At 28.5% G+C, this 18,376-nt stretch carries 19 protein-coding genes; 16 read left to right on the top strand and 3 right to left on the bottom strand.

The window, feature by feature from the left end:
* Genes QK892_RS02455 through QK892_RS02430 form a run of 6 tightly spaced genes read left to right on the top strand, consistent with a single transcriptional unit; the run spans position 1 to position 3,650 of the window.
* A complete protein-coding gene (locus QK892_RS02455; protein ID WP_317271937.1) occupies positions 1-642 on the top strand; it encodes a flagellar brake protein in 642 nt (213 codons plus the stop codon).
* Positions 643-654: 12 nt separating this feature from the next.
* Positions 655-1,380: a FliA/WhiG family RNA polymerase sigma factor gene (locus tag QK892_RS02450; RefSeq protein WP_317271936.1), complete on the top strand. Its 726-nt coding sequence runs from the start codon at positions 655-657 to the stop codon at positions 1,378-1,380.
* 17 nt (positions 1,381-1,397) lie between these two features.
* The gene (locus QK892_RS02445; protein WP_317271935.1) at positions 1,398-1,883 is read left to right on the top strand and encodes a hypothetical protein; all 486 of its coding nucleotides are present in this window, start codon (positions 1,398-1,400) and stop codon (positions 1,881-1,883) included.
* A gap of 56 nt (positions 1,884-1,939) precedes the next feature.
* Positions 1,940-2,086, top strand: a complete 147-nt coding sequence (locus QK892_RS02440; RefSeq protein WP_317271934.1) for a hypothetical protein — start codon at positions 1,940-1,942, stop codon at positions 2,084-2,086.
* Positions 2,079-2,861 (top strand): flagellar hook-basal body complex protein, encoded by a 783-nt coding sequence (locus QK892_RS02435; protein WP_317271933.1) that lies wholly within the window; start codon positions 2,079-2,081, stop codon positions 2,859-2,861. Before QK892_RS02440 ends, QK892_RS02435 begins: the two co-directional genes overlap by 8 nt.
* A 15-nt stretch (positions 2,862-2,876) precedes the next feature.
* A complete protein-coding gene (locus QK892_RS02430; protein WP_317271932.1) occupies positions 2,877-3,650 on the top strand; it encodes a flagellar hook-basal body complex protein in 774 nt (257 codons plus the stop codon).
* Positions 3,651-3,904: 254 nt separating this feature from the next.
* Here the strand turns inward: QK892_RS02430 and QK892_RS02425 are convergent, their stop codons facing one another.
* Positions 3,905-5,542 carry a putative manganese-dependent inorganic diphosphatase gene (locus tag QK892_RS02425; protein WP_317271931.1) on the bottom strand — a complete coding sequence of 546 codons (1,638 nt, stop codon included), beginning with the start codon at positions 5,540-5,542 and terminating at the stop codon, positions 3,905-3,907.
* Between the two features lie 216 nt (positions 5,543-5,758).
* Here QK892_RS02425 and QK892_RS02420 point away from each other — a divergent pair, with 216 nt between their 5' ends.
* The 6 genes from QK892_RS02420 to thiI all read left to right on the top strand — a co-directional run bounded on the left by QK892_RS02420 (position 5,759) and on the right by thiI (position 13,714).
* Complete coding sequence (locus QK892_RS02420; RefSeq protein WP_317271930.1) at positions 5,759-8,305, top strand: calcium-translocating P-type ATPase, SERCA-type; 2,547 nt, start codon at positions 5,759-5,761, stop codon at positions 8,303-8,305.
* Positions 8,306-8,484: 179 nt separating this feature from the next.
* Positions 8,485-9,951, top strand: coding sequence for a threonine synthase (thrC, locus tag QK892_RS02415; protein ID WP_317271929.1), 1,467 nt, complete (start codon positions 8,485-8,487; stop codon positions 9,949-9,951).
* On the top strand, positions 9,944-10,849 hold the full coding sequence (gene thrB, locus QK892_RS02410) for a homoserine kinase (protein WP_317271928.1): 906 nt from the start codon (positions 9,944-9,946) through the stop codon (positions 10,847-10,849). Before thrC ends, thrB begins: the two co-directional genes overlap by 8 nt.
* Complete coding sequence (locus QK892_RS02405; protein ID WP_317271927.1) at positions 10,839-11,276, top strand: ACT domain-containing protein; 438 nt, start codon at positions 10,839-10,841, stop codon at positions 11,274-11,276. The genes thrB and QK892_RS02405 overlap by 11 nt, the downstream gene beginning before the upstream one ends.
* A 141-nt stretch (positions 11,277-11,417) precedes the next feature.
* Positions 11,418-12,563, top strand: a complete 1,146-nt coding sequence (locus QK892_RS02400) for a cysteine desulfurase family protein (protein ID WP_317271926.1) — start codon at positions 11,418-11,420, stop codon at positions 12,561-12,563.
* Positions 12,560-13,714, top strand: a complete 1,155-nt coding sequence (gene thiI / locus QK892_RS02395) for a tRNA uracil 4-sulfurtransferase ThiI (protein ID WP_317271925.1) — start codon at positions 12,560-12,562, stop codon at positions 13,712-13,714. The genes QK892_RS02400 and thiI overlap by 4 nt, the downstream gene beginning before the upstream one ends.
* Before the next feature lie 113 nt (positions 13,715-13,827).
* On the opposite strand, the gene QK892_RS02390 is transcribed toward thiI, so the two are convergent.
* Together QK892_RS02390 and QK892_RS02385 are read right to left on the bottom strand one after the other, a co-directional pair.
* Entirely contained in the window at positions 13,828-14,244 is a 417-nt protein-coding gene (locus QK892_RS02390) for a hypothetical protein (RefSeq protein ID WP_317271924.1), read from the bottom strand.
* 111 nt (positions 14,245-14,355) lie between these two features.
* On the bottom strand, positions 14,356-14,874 hold the full coding sequence (locus tag QK892_RS02385) for a ferritin-like domain-containing protein (protein ID WP_317271923.1): 519 nt from the start codon (positions 14,872-14,874) through the stop codon (positions 14,356-14,358).
* 101 nt (positions 14,875-14,975) lie between these two features.
* On the opposite strand from QK892_RS02385, the gene QK892_RS02380 reads away from it, so the two are divergent.
* The 4 genes from QK892_RS02380 to QK892_RS02365 all read left to right on the top strand — a co-directional run bounded on the left by QK892_RS02380 (position 14,976) and on the right by QK892_RS02365 (position 18,329).
* Positions 14,976-15,251 (top strand): iron-sulfur cluster assembly accessory protein, encoded by a 276-nt coding sequence (locus QK892_RS02380; RefSeq protein ID WP_317271922.1) that lies wholly within the window; start codon positions 14,976-14,978, stop codon positions 15,249-15,251.
* A gap of 235 nt (positions 15,252-15,486) precedes the next feature.
* On the top strand, positions 15,487-16,155 hold the full coding sequence (locus QK892_RS02375) for a hypothetical protein (RefSeq protein ID WP_317271921.1): 669 nt from the start codon (positions 15,487-15,489) through the stop codon (positions 16,153-16,155).
* A gap of 166 nt (positions 16,156-16,321) precedes the next feature.
* Entirely contained in the window at positions 16,322-17,272 is a 951-nt protein-coding gene (locus QK892_RS02370) for a DUF4003 family protein (RefSeq protein WP_317271920.1), read from the top strand.
* A gap of 10 nt (positions 17,273-17,282) precedes the next feature.
* Positions 17,283-18,329, top strand: coding sequence for a DNA polymerase IV (locus QK892_RS02365; RefSeq protein WP_317271919.1), 1,047 nt, complete (start codon positions 17,283-17,285; stop codon positions 18,327-18,329).
* Positions 18,330-18,376 lie beyond the last annotated feature (47 nt).

Raw genomic sequence — 18,376 nt, 5'->3', positions numbered from 1 at the left:
ATGGTGGATTTAAATATAACAATTAACTCTAGGGTTACTATTTTATGGGAAGAAAGTATGTATAAATCAAATATTCAGGATATTAATGAGAAGGAAATTTTAATTACTATTCCTGTTTATGACGGAATTTACTTAACTTTAAGTAAAGGGGATGAAATAGAGCAAATTTTTTATGATAAAAAGGGTAATTTATTTACATATAAAACCAAGGTATTAGGAAGATATATAGAAAAAAAAATACCTTTTTATAGATTAAATAAGCCTTATGATATTAAAAGAGTTCAAAGAAGAGATTATGTCAGAGTAAATATAGTACAAATTATTAGTTATTTAAAGGAAACAGATTTAGAAATAGACATTAAAGGAAAAGATAACTGTGAGAATGCTTTGCTTTTAGATCTAAGTGGTGGGGGAATGAAAATCAAAGTTAAGGAAGAGTTATCGGTTAATGATACTATTATTTCTAATTTAACATATGATAGTGAAAAAATATCTGTTAAGGGCAGAGTTGTAAGAATTGAAAAGACTGAAGATAGAAAATATATTTATGGAATAAATTTTGATGATATAGATAATTCAACTAGAGAAAAAATAATAAAAACTGTTTTTAAAATAATGCGTAAGCAAAGGGAACTAGTTTAGGAGGTATAGTAAATGGAATGTGAAAGCCCTGTAATTCATAAGGAAAAAATAGTTGAAAAGTACATACCATTAGTTAAATATTTAGCCTCAAGAATACTGCTAGGTAAAACTAAGTATATAGAATATGAAGATCTAGTCAGTTACGGGGTTGTTGGGCTTTTAGATGCAATCAATAGATATGATTCGTCTAAAGGAATGAAATTTTCATCCTATGCAACTCTAAGAATAAAGGGAGCTATGATAGATGAAATAAGAAAAAATAGACCAATATCTAAGGGCGCTATGGATAAGTTAGCTAAGTACAATGAATCAGTTGAGAGGTTGCAAAATACATTTATGAGAGAACCATCTCTAAGAGAAATTGCTATAGATTTAAATGTAACAGAATCCGAAGTATCCAAAGTAGAAAATTATATTAATTATATGTCCATAATTTCTTTAGAATCAGTAATTTACTCTGATGATGATGATGTAACTATAATAGAAACTATAGAAGATAAGGCTCTAATTTCTCCTGAAGAATCATTAGAGTATAAGGAACAAATTGAAATTTTATCAGGAGCTATAGAAAAGCTAAAGGAAAAAGACAAATTAATATTAAAGTTATATTATTATGAAAGATTCACCTTAAAAGAAATTGGACAAGTTTTAGAAGTATCAGAGTCAAGAGTATGTCAATTACATAGTAGAGCTATAAGAAATTTAAGAGAAATTATGCAAAGAAATCATTATATGTAGTAAAAAGAGGGATGAGAATGCTTCCTATATTTATTTTTATATTAGGAATTTTATTAATATTATTGAATTTTAGAGCCATAAAAAAAGAGGATAAATCTTTTGAAAAAACACTAGAGCGGGAAGAAAATAATAATAGCAGAGATTACGATGTTGAAATTATTACGATAAGGAAGGATATGGCTGAAACTGTGTTAGAGCTTCAAAGAGAAATTGAAGATTTAAGATTATCAGTAAATTCCCTAAAGAAAAGCTATATTGAAGTCGATAATAAGAATTGTATAAATGATTTTAACGGAAACCAAATAAATGTAAAAGAAGATGTTATATCTAGTATAAATTTTTCAAATAAAATAGAGGGTTCTAAAGAAGACGCAACACAAAGTGAAAAACAAAAGAAGGTTAAAAAACTTTTAGATAAAGGTTTATCAGATGATGAAATATGTAAAAAACTATCTATTGGTAAGGGGGAGATCTTATTAATAAAAAGTTTATTGAGAAAATAATCAATTTATTTAACTTCCTGGCAGATAGAAAAATACTTTTAGGAATAGGAATTGGATTGGTTATAAGTACTATAATTATGTTTAGCTATAGTTATAATATTCAATTATCAAACGATAAAATAGAAGAAAAAGCAAGAGGTCTTGGGATGCATTATAACGATGAATGTAAAGCATTATTTGGAGAGGATGATATAAGTGATTAGGAGTTTATATACTGCTGTATCAGGTTTAGTAACTTTAGAAAATAGACAAAATACTATAACTAATAATATGACTAATGCAAATACTACAGGTTTTAAAGGTGATAATTTATCAGTGAAGAGCTTTGATGAGGTTATGTTACAAAATAAAGATAAGATAGTGAATGGAAGAAATGTAACTCAAAAATTAGGAGCTATTAGTTTAGGTTCTGAGATTGATACAGTAGAAACTACATTTACTCAAGGTGTATTAAAGAATACTGATAAGAAGACAGATTTTGCTATTGATGGAAGAGGTTTTTTTGCTATAGAAAGACAAGGGAATAATGGGAGTGAAGTTATTTATACTAGAGATGGGAACTTCAAAGTAGGGAACAATGGGTATTTAATGACTACAAATGGTGATAGAGTATTAGGAATAAATAAAAATACCGGAAGCCTAGAACCTATATTTGTGGGAGCAGATAATATTCTTCTTGATAAAAATAATAATCTTTTTGTTGGTGATGTAGCCACTTATACAATAGCAACAGCGGATTTTCAAGATTATAGTTCAATAGAAAAAATAGGGGATAACTCTTATCGTGGAGACAATCCTATTTTTAATGCTGAAGTATATATTGCACAAGGGGCTTTAGAAAGTTCTAATGTAAGTATTAGTAATGAGATGGTAAATATGATTACAACAATGAGAAGTTTTGAAACTAATCAAAAAATTGTGCAGACCATTGATGAAACTTTAGGAAAAGCCGCAAATGAAATAGGATCAGTTAGGTAATAGGAGGAAGGATCTATGTTAAGAACTATATGGACAGCAAAGACTGGTATGAATGCTAATCAAGATAAATTAGATGCTATATCAAATAATATTGCAAATTCTAATACCATGGGATATAAAAAGATTGAAGTAGGATTTAAGGATCTTTTATCTGAGTCTTTAGATAGAGCTGGAAATCCTATTAATGATAAAGATTCTGTTATAGGAACTGGTACAAAAACTTCAGAATGGTATAGGGATAATACTCAAGGTTCTCTGCAAGAGACTATGTTAAGCACCGATTTATCAATAGATGGGCAAGGTTATTTTAAAATAACTACTTCAGATGGAAATGAATTATATACAAGGGACGGTTCTTTTGCAATAGATGGTAGTGGGAAGTTAGTTGATAAAAGAGGTAATAAAGTAGAATTAAAATATTTAAATGGATACTCTGAAAATAATGTTGTTTTTAATAAAAATAACTTTTTAGTTGATAAAAAAGGACAAATATATATAAAAGATGGTGGAAATTTTACTCAGGTTGCTGAAATTCCAATATATTCAGCAGTAGGTGATAGAGCTTTTATTTCAGTTGGAGATAATTTATTTAGCCCAGCTACTGGAGTTCAGGTTCAGAGAACTAATAACTTTGATATATATCAAGGTGCACTAGAAGGTTCTAATGTAGATATAGCTACAGAGTTTTCAGATATGATACTAACGCAAAGAGCGTTTGAATTAAGCTCAAGAGGAATATCAACAGCTGATGAAATGTGGGGAATGATTAATAATATGAGAGCTAGATAGAAACGGGAAGAATGAAAAAATGAAAAAATGAAAGAATGAAAAAATGAAAAAATGAAAGAATGAAGGAATTAATGTGATAATTCAGATAAACTGAATTATTCAATGAATAAAGTCTGAGCTCACACTCAGCCTTTTTTAATTTAGAAATTCCTTAGGAATTTTATCTATAATTTTTTCATTATTTCATTTGAATCTGTGATAACAGATTCTTTTCATTTTTTCATTCTTTAATTAATAATTTAGATACTAAATTATTATCCTTCTATGGCTGCAGTTATTGGTGGTACTACTTGTTTCTTTCTTGAAAGTACACCATCTAAGAATGCAGTACTATCTTTTAAAGTAACATTAAATGCTTTTTCAGCTATTTCTGGCTTATCTCCAGCTACTAATATTTGAGATCCTTCATTAAGAATATCAGTTAATAATAGTAATGTCATATCTAAACCAGCTTCTTTAGCTTTAGTACTCATATATGTAAGCATTTCATCCTTTAAAGGCATAAATCCTTCTATATCCATTGTATTAACTTGAGCTATACCAACTTTAGTATCTCCAATTGCAAATGGTTTAAAATCTTGATTAAATATTTCTTCAACTGTTTTTCCTTTTAGTGAAGTTCCAGCTTTAAACATTTCTTTAGCAAATTCTTCAACATTTATTCCAGCAATTTCAGCAAGTCTTAAGCAAGTATGCTTATCTACTGGAGTACAAGTTGGACTTCTAAATAATAATGTGTCAGAAATAATTGCCCCACATAAAAGTCCAGCCGCTTGTCTTGATGGTCTTATTCCATTTTCAAAGAAGCATTTACCAACTATAGTAGAAGTACTTCCAATAGGTTCGCTTCTAAAGTATAGTGGACCGCTAGTTTGAATATCAGCAACTCTATGATGGTCAATGATTTCTAGAATATCAGCATCTTCTAATCCATCTACTGATTGACTTCTTTCATTATGGTCTACTTGTATTATTTTCTTTCTATAGTCTGAAATTAAATGATATCTTGACATAGTACCAAGAACTTTTCCATTTTCATCTATAACAGGATAGCTTCTGTATCTAGTTTCAACCATTACAGGTTTAATGTCATCAACTAAATCTTCTGTTGAGAATGTAACTAATTTATCCTTTATCATAACATATCCTACAGGGATACTTTGAATTATAAGTCTAGATGCTGTAAAGGAATCATGAGGTGTACTAATAACACTTACATTAGCCTTTTTAGCCTTTTCAATTATATTTGCAGTTGGAGTATGAGATCCAGTTATTATCATAAGAGAAATATTTAAGTCTAAAAGAGCATTTTGAACTTCTTCTCTATCTCCAACTATTGCAATATCTCCTTCTTCAATATGATCCTTCATGCTTTCAGGTTTCATAGCAGTTACTACTATTTTACCAGGGAAGTGATTTGTATTAGGGTTTGCAAATATTTCTTTTGCAGATAAAGTATCTACTATATTTTCAAAAGTAGTATTACTCTTTGCTAAAATTCTATTATCCCATATATCCATATAGCAAGAAGTTAAGTTTGATATTGCTAAAACACCTAATAAATGATTATTCTCATCGGCTACAGGAAGAGTTTTTATATTTTTATTTCTCATTATGTTCCAAGCCATTTTTAAAGATATTTCAGGTGATACAGGAGTAATTCTATCAAAATTAAGGTCTCCTACAGTTAACTTTACTGTTTTTAATAATTGAGGAGCTTCAACTCCAAAATAATCTAAAATATATTGAGTTTCTCTATTTACATTTCCAAGTCTAACTGGAATTGCAGGTAGATTGCCTGTCTTATTTTTAAATTCAGCATATGCATAGGCTGCACATATCGAATCTGAATCTGGATTTTTATGTCCAGTTACGTATACTACATCTTTCAAGTTATTACCCTCCTTAGTTTATAAATCATCTATTCATATTCTATATTTATATTTTAATTTTGTAAAGATACCTAATAAAAGTATATGTAGAATTTCACTTGTCTAAACTATACATTTTTAAAAGCACTAATAAAATATTAGCTAAAATTTATAAAAAAATCATATCTATAGATTTACTAAATATAATATATAGAAACTATTATAAGGAGGACACCGGTGATACAGGAACGAGAAATATCAATGGGCCTATCTACAAAAGAAGCAGAGAGAAGACAAAAAAACTATGGGTTAAATGAGATATCCCATAAGAAAAAGTCATCACCTATAGTAATATTTTTATCTCAATTTAATGACTTTATAGTTTGGGTATTAATAGCAGCAACTGCTATATCTGCACTAATGGGAGATACAGCAGATGCCATAACAATACTTATTATAGTTGTAGTAAATGCAATTATGGGCTTTGTACAAGAGTACAGAACAGAAAAATCCCTTGAAGCGTTAAAAGAGCTTGCAGCACCTACATGTAAGGTTATTAGAGATGGAGTTTTAAAAGTAATAAATTCAGTAGAAGTTACTTTAGGTGATTTAATAATTTTAGAGGCTGGAGATAGAATACCAGCTGACGGCACTTTTATTGAATCATCAGGAATGATGGTAGATGAATCGCTTTTAACAGGTGAATCGGTCGGAGTTTCAAAAGATTCAAAAAAAGGGAAAAACCAAGGATTTATGGGAACTACTATATTAAAAGGAAGAGGAGCCTTACTTATTGATAGTATTGGAATGAATACTGAAATGGGCAAAATTGCTAATCTTTTAGATAATATTGAAGAAGAGAAGTCTCCATTAAGAGAAAGACTAGATTCATTAGGAAAAATTCTTGTAGCACTTTGTTTAGCAATATGTGCTGTTGTAACTGTTCTTGGAATAATTAGAGGTAATGAAATTACCGAAATGTTTTTACTTGGAGTTTCGTTAGCAGTTGCAGCTATACCAGAAGGACTCGCAGCTATAGTAACAGTTGCACTTGCATTAGGTGTATCTAGAATGCTAAAGAAGAATGCTTTAGTTAGGAAATTACCAGCTGTAGAGACTTTGGGGTGTACATCTGTAATATGTTCTGATAAAACAGGTACTTTAACACAAAATAAAATGACTGTAAAGGAAGTTTACATCAATGGAAGAATATATAACTTAGATAATGAAGAACTTAAGGATAATATTAACTTAGTAAAGGCATTTGTTTATTGTAATGATTGTAATTATGATTTTACTAAGAAAAGTATAGATAAGGCTCTTATGGGAGATCCGACTGAAACAGCTTTAGTAAAAGCCTTTTTTAATGATAAAAATGTTTTAAAAGATTTTATATCAAAAGCTAATAGAATTTTTGATATTCCTTTTGATTCAAATAGAAAGATGATGAGCGTTATAGTAAGAGAAGGCAACAAAGAAGTATGTTACATGAAAGGGGCTCCAGAAAGAGTAATAGAAAGATGTACACATATATTAGAAAATGGAATTATTAAACCATTAACGGCTCAGAAGAAAAGACAAGTTGCTTCATATATAGAAGCTATGTCAAATAGAGCACTTAGATGTATTGCAGCTGCTTATAAAGAAACAGGATTGGTAAAAAGTGATGAATTAGAAAGAAATTTAATTTTCTTAGGTGTTGCAGGTAGTATTGACCCTCCGAGGATTGAAGTTAGGGATGCAGTATTAAAATGTAAACTTGCAGGAATACAGCCTGTAATGATAACAGGAGATCATAAAAATACAGCATTAGCAATTGCTAAGTCAATAAATATTTGCAATACAGATGATCAAGCAGTTACTGGTGAAGAAATAGAAAGAATGAGTGATGAGGATTTAAATAAAAAAGTAAAGAATATTAGAGTTTTTGCTAGAGTATCTCCACATCATAAGCTTAGAATTGTCAAGGCTTTTAAAAATCAAAATAATATAGTTGCAATGACTGGGGATGGTGTAAATGATGCACCTGCAATTAAGGAAGCTGATATTGGAATAGCTATGGGAATATCAGGTACAGATGTAACAAAAGAAGCTGCATCAATGGTATTAATGGATGATAATTTTGCAACTATAGTATCAGCTGTAGAAGAAGGAAGAATAATATATGATAATATAAGAAAGTTTATTAGATACTTATTATCTTGTAATTTAGGTGAAGTTCTAACTATGTTTTTAGCTTCTATTTTTTACTTACCAAATCCATTAACTCCAATTCAAATATTATTTGTAAATTTAGCTACAGATGGCCTTCCAGCTATAGCACTTGGTGTAGATCCACCTGATAAAGATATAATGATGCAACAGCCAAGAGAAAAAGGAGAAAGTATATTTGCAAGAGGATTATGGTGGAAAATAGTAGTTAGAGGATGTTTAATTGGGATATGTACATTAATGGCATTTATGACTGGAAGACTTTATGGAATGGATCTAGCTACATGTAGAACTCTTGCTTTAATTACATTAGTTATGTCTCAACTTTTACATGTTTTTGAATGTAGATCTGAAAGACATTCTATTTTTGAAATAAAAGTGTTTAGCAATCCATATTTATTAGGTGCTGTTTTAGTTTCAATATCTATGGTACTTTCGATTTTATACTTACCATTCCTATCTGATGTATTTAATACTGTACCATTAAATCTTGGTCAATGGGGTATAGTGTTATTTTATTCAGGGGTAATTTTCTTAATAAATAGTATATATTTATTTATTAAGTCAAGATAGAAAATAGTATTTAATGGTGCTAGAGCACAATGTAAAATGAATAATTCTATATTTTTAATTAAGGAGCTGCAAAGGTAGCTCCTTTATTTTTATGTATTCTATACATAAACACTTGTACATCTATAAAAAACATGGTAATATAAAAAAAGGGTAGTAATCCAATATTTGGGGGTGGAATCATGAGGTTTATTAGTACAAGGGGTGGAGAAATAGATATATTATCTGCTCAAGCAACTATAAATGGTATTGCTAGTGATGGTGGACTATATGTTCCTAAAAGTTTTCCAAATTTGTATAGGAAAATTAAAGATGAATTAAATATAAGTTATGAAAAATTAGCCTTAGAAATAATAAAGGAATATTTCACTGATTTTACAGAAAATGAACTAAAACAAGCTATAAGTAATGCTTATAAAGACCGCTTTAAAGTAGTTGAAAGAAATAATTTCTTAGAATTATACCATGGGCCAACTTCAGCTTTTAAAGATGCAGCATTATTATTTCTTCCTCAAATTATGAGTTTAGCAAAGAAAAAGCTTAATGTGGATGAAGAAATAATTATATTAGCTGCAACATCTGGAGATACAGGAAAAGCTGCATTAGAAGGTTTTAAAAATGTTGGGGGCTTTAAAGTAATTGTATATTATCCTAAAGAGGGAGTAAGTCCTATACAAGAGATGCAAATGATAACACAAGAAGGAAATAATGTTAGGGTAGTAAGAATAAAGGGAAATTTTGATGATGCTCAAAGGGGCGTAAAAGAATTATTTGGGGATAATGGGTTTAAAGAAGAATTAAGTAAAAAGAATTATATACTATCTTCTGCTAATTCAATAAATATTGGAAGATTAATACCTCAAATTGTGTATTATTTTTATGGGTATCAACAATTAGTAAATAAGCAAAAAATAAAACAAGGGGATAAAATAAATATAGTAGTGCCTACTGGGAATTTCGGAAATATACTTGCTGCATATTATGCAAGGGAAATGGGGCTTCCTATTGCAAAGTTCATATGTGCATCTAATGAAAATAATGTACTTTCTGATTTCTTTAGAGATGGAGTTTATGATAAAAGAAGAGAGCTTATTTTGACAGAATCTCCTTCTATGGATATATTAGTTTCATCAAATTTAGAAAGATTATTATTTGAAGCAAGTGGTAGGGACTATAATGAAATAAAGAATTTAATGGAAGAATTAAATTCTAATGGCATATATACTATTAATGAAAAGCTAAAAGACAATTTAAAAGATTTCTATGGCAATTATGCAAGTAGTGATGAAGTATGTGAAGCAATAAATAATTTATATAATAAAGAGGGCTATTTGATAGATACACATACTGCAGTTGCATATGTAGTTTTAAATAAGTATGTAAGTGATACTAAGGATAAAACTCCATATTTAATTGTTTCAACGGCAAGTCCATATAAATTTCCAAGAAGCATAGCAAATTCATTGGGATTAGAAATTGAAGAGTGTGATGATTTTAAAGTAATAGATAAGATATATGATTATTCAAAGGTTGATGTTCCAAATAATTTAGAGGGACTAGATAAAAAAGAAATTATTCATAAATACTCTTCAGAAATCAATGAATTAAAAGCTACTCTCTTAAATTTCTTAGGAGTTAATAATGATTAGGGTTAGGGTCCCAGCTACATCAGCGAATATTGGACCAGGATTTGATACATTAGGAATAGCTTTTAATCTATATAACGAATTTGAATTTTCAGAAGAGCATGAAGGAAAGAAATTTTATGGATTTAAAGAAGAATATTCTAATGAAGAAAATATGGTATATAAAGCAATGATGATTTGTTTTCAAAAGTGTAATTATATTCCTTCAGGATTAAAAATAAGTTTAGTAAAAGAAGATATTCCTATATCTAGGGGGCTTGGTTCAAGCTCTACCTGTATAGTAGCTGGACTTTTAGGTGCTAATTATATTATGGGAAATCCATTAAGCATTGATGAATTATTCAAAATTGGAGTTAATATAGAGGGACATCCAGACAACATAGCACCAGCTTTCTTTGGGGGAATGGTTGTATCGGTATTAGAAGATGAAGAGGTTTTATATAACAAAATAGAGGTAAAAGATGGAGTTAAGTTTATATCTATAATTCCTGCTTTTGAATTATCTACAGCTATTTCAAGAAAGGTATTGCCTAAAGAGGTTAGTTTTAGAGATGCTGTATATAATATAAGTAGAGTATCTTTGATGATTTCAGCCTTTGCAAATGGTAAATATGATTTATTGAAATATGGGTGTAAAGATGTTATTCATGAAAAATATAGAAGTCCATTAATAAAAAACTATGATTTAGTTTATAATAAGTGTATATCTTTAGGTGCTTTAAGTTGTTTTTTAAGTGGGGCAGGACCAACTATAATGGTTATTATAAAAGACAATGAAAAGGAATTTGTTAATAGCATAAAAAACTTTTTAAAATGCGAAGATATTTTATGGAAGGTTCAAGAACTTGAAATAGATAATTTGGGGGCAATTGTATATAAAGGTGGTACTAATGAAGAGTAAATTTTTAATTGTTGATAAAAGAGCCTTACCAGATGTTTACGAAAAAGTAGTAGATGCTAAAAGATTACTTAAAGAAGGCAAAGCAAAAGATGTTACTGAAGCTACTAAGACTGTTAATATTAGTAGGAGTGTATATTATAAGTATAAGGATACAGTTTTCGAACTAGTAGAAACAGATCAAGGTCAAAAGGTAACAATAAATTTAATTATTAATGATAATAAGGGTGTACTATCAGGAATATTAAATTATATTTCTGAAGAGGGTGGTAGTATAATAACTATCAATCAAGGTATACCAATGAATAAAAAAGCTAATTTAAGCTTGACTATTAATATTTCAACTATTAAAGGTGATTTGGCTACATTAATGGAAGGCTTATCTAAAATTAATGATGTTGAAAAAGTTGAGTTTATAGCAATGGAGTAAATCTCCTTAAAAATTTTAATATCGCGCGCAAAAAAAGGCTATTGAAAAATAGCCTTTTTTTACTCTTAAGCTTTATTTATTATTAGAAATTTGTTATATTAAGTGTAAATCTATTGTAAAATTCTAAAGGAGGGATAAAGTTTGGAAATTTATTTTGACAATAGTTCAACTACGAAACCTTTTAAAGAAGTTATAGCAGAAACAGCAAAAGCCATGGAGGAATATTTCGGCAATCCATCATCTCTCCATAAAATAGGAATAAAAGCTGAAAAAAGAATAACTGAAGCAAGGGAATTTATAGGTAAAAGTTTAAATGCATCAAAAGATGAAATATTATTTACATCTGGAGGAAGTGAAGGGAATAATCTAATAATAAAAGGGTTAGTAAAGCCTGGACATCATGTTATTACTACTGCTTTTGAACATCACTCAGTATTAACAACTTATGGAGAACTTGAAAAGAATGGTGTAAGAGTTACATATTTAAATGTCGATAAAGATGGGAAAATATCACTAGAGGAATTAGTGAATTCCATTTCAAAGGATACTGTTTTAGTTTCCATAATGCATGTAAATAACGAAATGGGATCTATACAGGATATTGAGAACATAGGTAAGCTAATAAAAGAAAAGAGTTCTAGAGCAAGATTTCATGTAGATGCAGTTCAGTCTTATGGAAAACTAAATATTGATGTGAAAAAAATGAATATTGATTTATTAACAGCAGCAGGACATAAGATACATGGGCCTAAGGGAGTTGGGTTTACTTTTATTAAAAAAGGTATAGTATTAAATCCGTTAATAAGTGGTGGAAGTCAAGAAAGTGGAATAAGAGGTGGAACACATAATGTGCCAGGAATAATTGGCTTACATAAAGCTGCTGAGATAACTATGGAGAATATAAATTCAAGTTTTCAATATGTGAAAAGTCTTAAAGAGTATATGATAGATAGACTTGGAGGAATCAATAATATAAGAATAAATAGTCCATTGAGGAATGATTTTACACCGTATATCTTAAATGTATCTTTCATTGGGATTAGGGCAGAGGTATTACTACATTTATTAGAAGAAAATGATATTTATGTTGCAACAGGTTCTGCTTGCACTTCTAAAACAAGTGCAATTCAGGGAAGTTATGTAATAAAGGCTTTAGGACTAAATAAAGAAGAAGTTGAAAGTGCAATTAGATTTTCATTTTCTAAAAATAATACCAAGGAAGAAGTAGATAAAGTTATAGAAGTACTAAAAAATTCACTAACATTTTTGAGGAGAGTAAAAAGATGAATAAGTTAATATTAGTAAAATATGCATCAGAAATATTTTTAAAAGGCTTAAATAGAAATAAGTTTGAAAAGAAATTAAGAGATAATATAAAGAAAAAGTTAAAGGGAATAGAATATTCTTTAATTTCAGACCAAGGAAGATATTTCATTAAGGCAGATAATATTGAAGAAGCTGCTGAAAGAGTTAGAAAAGTATTCGGAGTAGCAGAAGTATGTATCGTTACTGAAGTTCCTAGAGATATGGATGCAATAAAAGAAGAAGCACTAAGAAAAGTTAAAGAAGCGAATCCAAAGAATTTTAAGATTGAAACAAATAGAGCTAATAAAGCATTTCCTAAGAATTCTTTAGAGACTTCAAAAGAAGTAGGTGCTTATGTAGTTTATAACATGAATGGACTAGAAGTTAAAGTTAAAAATCCAGATTGTTTAGTTAATATTGAAATTAGAGAAAATGCATATATCTATACAACAAAAGACAAGATTAAAGGTGCTGGAGGTCTTCCATATGGAATGAATGGAAGTACTATGCTTATGTTATCTGGAGGTATAGATTCACCAGTTGCTGGTTATTTAATGGCTAGAAGAGGGGTTGAGTTGCATTGTGTATATTATCATAGTCACCCATACACTTCTGAGAGAGCAAAAGATAAGGTTAAGGATTTAGCTAAGATATTATCTAATTACACCGAGAGAGTTAATTTGCATATAGTTCCTTTTACAGAAATACAAGTGGCTATAATAAATGGTTGTAGAGAAGATGAATTGACTATAATAATGAGAAGATTTATGATGAGAGTGGCTTGCTCATTAGCTGAAAAGTATGGAATTCAATCAGTAGCTACAGGAGAAAGTATTGGTCAAGTTGCGAGTCAAACTATGGAAGGTTTAATTGTAAGTAATGATTGTGCTGATAGACCTGTATTTAGACCTTTAATAGCTATGGATAAGACAGATATTATGGATATAGCAAGAGATATAGATACTTATGAAACATCAATATTACCATATGAAGATTGCTGTACAATATTTGTTCCAAAACATCCAAAAACTAAACCAAGACTAGAATTAATAAGAAAGTCAGAAGAAGTTCTAAATATTGAAGAATTAGTTAATAAGGCAATTGAAGAAACAGAAGTTGTAGTGTTTAGCTAATATTTTTTAAAATAATGCTTGTTGATTTTTAAAAATTTAAATTGAATAATAAAAAATAAAAGGGCGTTTTTATACGCCCTTATTAATTACTTTAAATTATATTAATTCTTTTATTATCTTGTTCTCATTCTTGTAGCTTGTTGTCTAGCTTTCTTTAATTGACCATGATCAAATGGTTGTAAATCTTTTTTAGTAGTTAAATTAGCTATATTAGAAATAGTAATTACTTCTGAATCAGCTTTTCCTTTTTCACCTTCGATTCCCATTATTATTACCTTATGACCTTGCTTAACATCAATAAAAGTAGGCTTTTTAAACCATTTTCTAACTTTGTATTGAGTTTTAACTACACCTTTACCCATATCTGGCTTAATTAAAATATGAGCAGTCAACTTTCTTATAATTCCTAATATGTTTTTTTCTTCGATTTTTACAGATAATACAGTTCCTGCTACGCTAGTCATCCTATCACCGTATTTTTCCATATATGCATCTGTAAAATATTTACTCATTTTATCTTTAAAACCCATAATTAAAACTCCTTTTTATTTAAGAAATATTGTTAAATAAACAAATATAATATCAAGGTCATTATAACATAATTAATCTATTAATAAAACAAAAAATTAAATTAAATCTTATTAGATTTCATTTTTGTAAATAATATTAAATGTTTTAATGTGAAGTTCTTCATCTAATATTATTCTATTAAGAATAGTAATTATGTTTTCATTATCTATTATAGAGGTAATATTTCTATATTCTTTTATTATAGCCATCTCATTATTTATGTTATTTATAAGGATATTCTTTAATGAAGTGTCATTGTGTATATATTTAGTACTCCAATTGAAAATTTTATTCCTCTTTGTAATTGAAAAAGAAGGATCTCCTCCTAAAGCAATAATTAAATTTCCAAGTATATTTAAATGTTCTTCTTCTACCATTGCAATTTTTTTAAATATTTCTTTTAAATAGGAATTCATTAATAATTGCTGATATGTGTATTGATTTACTAAAGTTAACTCTGAGCATAGTCCACAATAGCACTTTTTTATCAGCTTTGCATATTCTAAATTTTTTTCTTTTATATCAATTTCAGGATAAGGTAGCATTATAGAATAGCTTCCATGGATATCTAGATAATCTCCTTTCAACATATCATCTCCTTAAAATAATAATTACGATATTATATGAAAGACTATATTCTAGTGATATAATTTTAGAATAATATGAATTAGTTTTAGAAAGGAAGATAAAATTGAATATATTATTTAGCGAAGAAACGAAATCAGCTTTATTAGAAATATTAGAAAAAAGTGAAAATAATAATATAAGAGTAAAAGTAGCTCGAATAGGATGTGGAAAGCCTGCATATGATATTTATGCAGATTATGCATCTAATGAAGATATTCAATTAGTAATAAATGATATAAGCTTTGTTATTGCAAAAAAAGATGAGAAGTTTTGTAATGGAATTGAAATTAAATATGATAAAGAAATTTATAATAACGGTTTTTATATAAGAAGTTTATAAAAGAGTATTTAACAATGTCATATTAACGAATATTAAAAATGTATATATTCCAATTTGGAGCTGCCTAAGCAGCTCCTTTTCATAATATTAAGAGGATACTAATGATCGTATCCTTTTAAATTTTTAACAAGTTTAGTTAATATTATTCAAATAAAATTTATTTTAGTGAAACAATAGGTTTCTTAGACATATTATGTACTATCTATACAATAAGATAAAAGGAGATAATATACAAATGAAAATATGTTTAAAGAAGACTAATAATATGCTGTCAAGTAACGAATACAATCTAATTATTTGTGCAGATGGAGGCACTGGAAGAGAAATAAGAAGAAATTTGCCCAAATGTATATGTGGTGATGGAATAAAAATAAATATTATAGTAACTGGATGCGACGGAGTTTTAGAAGCACGAGCAATACCATGCAATAATTTATTCACTATTTCAAGTCCTATTAAGATTATAAGAAGAAATCCTTGTTGTAGAAATCAATCTAAATCTTGCTGTGATGATTTTGACAGTAATAATTTGAATTTTGAAATAGAGGATAATTATATTGATAATTGCAAAGCAGATAAAGAGAGATTCATTGAAAGTGTTAATCAACAAGAGTATGCAATAATAGTTAGATCATTTAATCCTGTTATATCAAAATGTCTATGTAAATTCCCTCAAATATATATAGAGGATTGTGAGAAGACTGTAAAATTAATAATAATATTTGATAAGAAAGGCAGCGTATTTGAAGAAGAGTCTTCAAATAATTGTGCTTGTGGCTTTGGAGGAAACTGTGGTTTTGGTGGATGCGGATTTAATGGAGGCTGTGGATTCGGAGGAGGATGTGGCTGTGGTTGTGGAGGGTTATTTGGTATAGCTGCTCTTGCTTTATTATTCTGTTGTTAAGTTAGGAAACAAAGGATAAAATTTATTGCCAAGATAAGATAATCTTACCTTGGCTAATTTATTGTTATTTTAAAATTGTTATTATTTGTTATGAAAATGACACAATATTTATAGTATAATAAGCTTGGGGAATTAAATATTCTTAAGTAAAGTGAGGGAGTATTGAATGGAGAAACTTCTTAGAGACAGAATTTATATGACGATTGATAATTATAGAAGCGCTAAGATGAATTTAAGAAATGATGGAGATTTAATTAATCATTTTGCCTCTTTAGTTTTTACGCATTATGAAAAAGAAATACCTTTCGAAAGGGTAAAAGAAATTAGGAGATATATTAAGGAATCATCTTCTAGAATATCTCCTTTTAGAGGAGAGATACTTTATATCTTATCATTATTAATAGCAATAGAAGAGGAGAATGAAAAAAAGTTAATTAGTGATATATATGAGGCTGAAGAAATATTAATAGCTGAAGGGTTTAATGAATGTGATTATTTAGTTTTAACATCATTTGTTATTGCTAAGTATGGTAAAAATAAAGACAAGTATAAAATAGCTAATAAAATGAAGTTAGTATTTAAATTGTTAAAAGAGAAATACTATAATATTACTGGAGAAGATGATTATTTAGTTTGTGCTTTATGGGCATTAAATGATATCGATATAAGTACAATAGATGATTTTATTGAAACTATTTATAATTATATGACAAACTTAAATATAAAATCTAAAAATGGAATTCAGAGTTTAACCAATGCTATAATGCTAAATGGATCATCTGGGCATATGTATAAGACTATCGAATTCATATTACAGATGGAAAAGCAAGACATAAAGATAGCGCAACAATTTTTACCTCTTTTAGGTGTATTATCAAATAGGGATGTTAGAAAAGCTATTAATTTAATAGAAGGTGTAATAGATATTTTATGCGATGAGGAAAGCGAATATGAATACTACATGGATAAAGGATTCAGAACTATTATTGCAATAACTATAATATCTTTCACTACAATTAATGAAGAAAGAAGCTATATAGATGAATTATTAGCTCAAGGAGTATATTGCTTTATTAAATCTAAGAATAAAGGAATGTTTGAAGAAGCTTTAGCCTAAAGGAGTTATAATGGATAGGTTAATATTACATGTAGATATGGATGCATTCTTTGCATCAGTAGAACAACTTGATAACAAGGAGCTTAAAGGGAAACCTGTAATTGTTGGTGGAATAAGTGAAAGGGGAGTGGTATCCACATGCTCATATGAAGCAAGAAAATATGGAATACACTCTGCTATGCCAATATTTATCGCAAGGAAATTATGTCCTCATGGAGTTTATGTGAGAACTAGGATGTATAGATATAAACAAGTTTCAATGAAAGTATTTAATATATTAAGAGATGTAACTCAGATAATAGAGCCTCTTTCAATTGATGAAGCTTATTTAGATATTACTGATAGTAGATTTAAAACTGGAATTGAGGCTGCAAATTATATAAAAAATAGAGTTCTTAGGGAAATTGGACTAACAATTTCAGTTGGAATATCTTATAATAAGTTCTTAGCAAAATTAGCATCTGATTGGAATAAACCTAATGGAATAAAGGTAATAACAAAGGATATGATGCCAGAAATACTATTACCATTTCCAGTATCTAGAATTCATGGGTTAGGAAAAAGATCAGTTGAAAAATTAAATAATATGGGAATATTTACAGTTAAGGATTTGTACGAGATGCCACAGAATTTTTATATTGAATATTTAGGGAAATATGGATTAGAAATCTATGATAGAATTAGAGGAATTGACAAGAGAGAAGTAAGGGTTGAAAGAGATAGAAAATCCTATGGAAGAGAAAGAACATTAAAAGTAGATACAAAAGAGAAAGAGGATTTATTAGAATATTTATCTGAATTTTCAAAAGAAATTAGTAATCAACTAATAAGAGAAAATATTGAGGGCAAAACTATAACAGTTAAATATAAAACAGAAGATTTTCAAAATCATACTAGAAGTAAGACTTTAAATTTTTATACAAATAATTTTGATGACATATATAAGGTTTGTGAGGAAATATTAAATAATGAAGAAATTAGCGAAAATATAAGATTAATAGGTGTTACAGTATCATCTTTTAAGGAAAATATTGTAGAACAATTAACTTTATTTTAAAATTACTTTAATTATTAACGCTTTTACTATATAATGAGAGTGTTTGA

It is taken from the genome of Clostridium lamae (assembly GCF_033043255.1).
In the GTDB taxonomy this organism is placed as follows: domain Bacteria; phylum Bacillota; class Clostridia; order Clostridiales; family Clostridiaceae; genus Clostridium; species Clostridium lamae.
Note: the sequence above shows the minus strand (reverse complement) of the source record. Positions and strands in the feature narration are given on the sequence as shown.